This window comes from Streptomyces sp. NPDC001709 (assembly GCF_053596375.1).
In genome coordinates this window covers 1-2605 of the sequence record NZ_JBSFGB010000131.1, presented here as the reverse complement: position 1 = coordinate 2605, position 2605 = coordinate 1, and the positions used below count along the sequence as shown (strand labels likewise).

General features: G+C 72.1%; 4 protein-coding genes. 1 reads left to right on the top strand and 3 read right to left on the bottom strand.

All coding sequences use genetic code 11. The annotated features are described in order from the left end of the window. Window positions 1-21: 21 nt before the first annotated feature. Window positions 22-288, bottom strand: coding sequence for a GlsB/YeaQ/YmgE family stress response membrane protein (locus tag ACWC0C_RS48210; RefSeq protein WP_449196328.1), 267 nt, complete (start codon window positions 286-288; stop codon window positions 22-24). Window positions 289-442: 154 nt separating this feature from the next. Between ACWC0C_RS48210 and ACWC0C_RS48205 the strand changes: the two genes are divergently transcribed. After that, on the top strand, window positions 443-1693 hold the full coding sequence (locus tag ACWC0C_RS48205) for an APC family permease (protein WP_450871530.1): 1251 nt from the start codon (window positions 443-445) through the stop codon (window positions 1691-1693). Between the two features lie 100 nt (window positions 1694-1793). Here the strand turns inward: ACWC0C_RS48205 and ACWC0C_RS48200 are convergent, their stop codons facing one another. Beyond that, window positions 1794-2186 carry a YccF domain-containing protein gene (locus tag ACWC0C_RS48200; protein ID WP_449196330.1) on the bottom strand — a complete coding sequence of 131 codons (393 nt, stop codon included), beginning with the start codon at window positions 2184-2186 and terminating at the stop codon, window positions 1794-1796. Continuing rightward, the coding region (locus ACWC0C_RS48195; protein WP_450871529.1) for a M48 family metalloprotease at window positions 2183-2605 on the bottom strand (423 nt) is incomplete at its 5' end. The genes ACWC0C_RS48200 and ACWC0C_RS48195, both read right to left, overlap by 4 nt.

Below are 2605 nucleotides of genomic sequence, written 5' to 3'. Positions count from 1 at the left end.
TTGCCTTCCGCCGCGCCGTACTCAGTCGCGCGAGTTGCCGAACAGGATGCGGTAGACGATCAGCAGCACCAGGGAGCCGCCGATGGCCGCGGCCCAGGTAGCACCGTCGTAGAAGCTCTTGGTGATCGGATGGTGCAGCCAACGGGCCGAGATCCAGCCGCCGATGAAGGCGCCCGCGATGCCGATGAGGGTCGTACCGATGAAGCCGCCGGGGTCGCGGCCCGGCAGGAGGACCTTGGCGATGGCTCCGGCCAGCAGTCCCAGAATGATCCAAGCGATGATGCCCATGCCGTGAACCTGCCCTTCCGCGCTGTGTCCGCACTGTCCGGCTTCTGAGAATCCGGTGAGGACCCGCTGTCCACGCGCGCGTGTTCGTGCGGTGTCGATGAAGAGGACGTCACCCGTCCACCACACGGTTGCCGCCCTCAGTAGGGTGCCGCGCATGACACCTTCCGGTACCGGGCTGCGCCGCACCCTGGGCGTGCGGGACGCCGTGGTCGTCGGCCTCGGCTCGATGGTCGGGGCCGGCGTCTTCTCGGCCCTGGGGCCCGCCGCGCGGGCGGCCGGTACGGGGCTGCTGACCGGCCTGGCGCTCGCGGCCGTGGTGGCCTACTGCAACGCCATGTCCTCGGCCCGTCTCGCGGCCCGCTACCCGGCCTCCGGCGGGACGTACGTCTACGGGCGGGAACGGCTGGGCCCCTTCTGGGGATATCTCGCGGGCTGGGCGTTCGTGGTCGGCAAGACGGCATCCTGTGCGGCCATGGCGCTCACCGTGGGCGCCTACGTCTGGCCCGGGCAGGCGCACGCGGTGGCGGTCGCGGCCGTGGTGGCCCTGACGGCCGTGAACTACGGCGGCATCCAGAAGTCGGCGTGGCTCACGCGCGTGATCGTGGCGGTGGTGCTGGCCGTGCTCGCGGCCGTGGTGGCGGTCTGCCTGGCCTCCGGGCGGGCCGGCGCCGGGCGGCTGGACATCGGGCTGTCGTCGGGCCCGGGCGGGGTGCTCCAGGCGGCGGGGCTGCTGTTCTTCGCGTTCGCCGGGTACGCGCGGATCGCGACCCTCGGGGAGGAGGTACGGGATCCGCAGCACACCATCCCGCGCGCGATCCCGCTGGCCCTGGGGATCGCACTCGTGGTGTACGCGTGCGTGGCCGTCGCCGTGCTCGGTGTCCTCGGCGCGGGCCGGCTCGGGCACGCGGCGGCTCCGCTGGCCGACGCGGTGCGGACGGCCGGCGTGCCGGGGCTCGTACCCGTGGTGCGGGTCGGGGCGGCGGTGGCGGCGCTCGGCTCGCTGCTCGCACTGATCCTGGGCGTGTCCCGTACGACCCTCGCCATGGCCCGGGACCGGCACCTGCCGGGCGCGCTGGCGGCCGTGCACCCGCGCTTCCAGGTGCCACACCGGGCCGAGCTGGCCGTGGGCGCGGTGGTCGTCGTACTGGCCGCGACGGTGGACGTGCGCGGCGCGATCGGCTTCTCCTCCTTCGGAGTGCTCGCCTACTACGCCGTCGCCAACGCTTCCGCCTGGACCCTGAGTCCGGCCCCGTCGGCGCGTGTGGTGCCCGTGGTGGGCCTGCTGGGCTGCGCCACGCTGGCGTTCGCGCTGCCCGCCGTCTCGGTGGCCACGGGGGCGGGCGTACTCGCGGTGGGCGTGGCGGCCTACGGCATACGGCGATGGGTGCGACGGCGCGGCCGGTGAGGCGCCGTCAGCGTGCCGTGGCCGCACGCGCGTGTGGTGCCCGCCGCGCCCGTGTCGTTCCGCCGCACGCGCGTGTGGTGCCCGCTTCCCGGCAGCTTGCTCAGCGGGTCGCGAACGGCTGGTCGGTGGGGACGATTTCGCGGCCCAGCGGCAGCAGGGAGACCGGGATCAGCTTGAAGTTGGCGATGCCGAACGGGATGCCGATGATCGTGATGCACAGGGCGATACCGGTGACGATGTGCGCGATCGCCAGCCACCAGCCCGCCAGGATCAGCCACAGCACGTTGCCGATGCAGGAGGCGGCGCCCGCATCGCGGCGCTCGACCGTGGTGTACCCGAAGGGCCACAGCGCGTAGACACCGATGCGGAAGGCGGCGATGCCGAACGGGATGCCGATGATCGTGATGCACAGCAGGACGCCGGCGAACAGATAGCCGAGGAACAGCCAGAATCCGCTCAGGATGAGCCAAATGACGTTCAGAATGGTCTTCACTGGTAGCGACCTGCCATCTTCTCGAGCCGGGCGATGCGCTCCGCCATCGGCGGGTGCGTGGAGAACATCTTGGTCAGTCCCTGGCCTGCGCGGAAGGGGTTCGCGATCATCATGTGGCTGGCGGTCTCGATCCGGGGCTCCGGCGGCAGCGGCAGCTGCTGGGTGCCGGTCTCCAGCTTGCGCAGGGCAGTGGCGAGGGCCAGTGGGTCGCCGGTGAGCTGGGCGCCGGAGGCGTCCGCCTCGTACTCGCGGGACCGGCTGATGGCCAGCTGGATGAGGCTGGCGGCGAGCGGGCCGAGAATCATGATCAGGAGCATGCTGAGCAGGCCGGGGCCGTCGTCGTCGTCCGAGCGGCCGACCGGGATGAGCCAGGCGAAGTTCACCAGGAACATGATCACCGAAGCGAGTGCGCCGGCCAC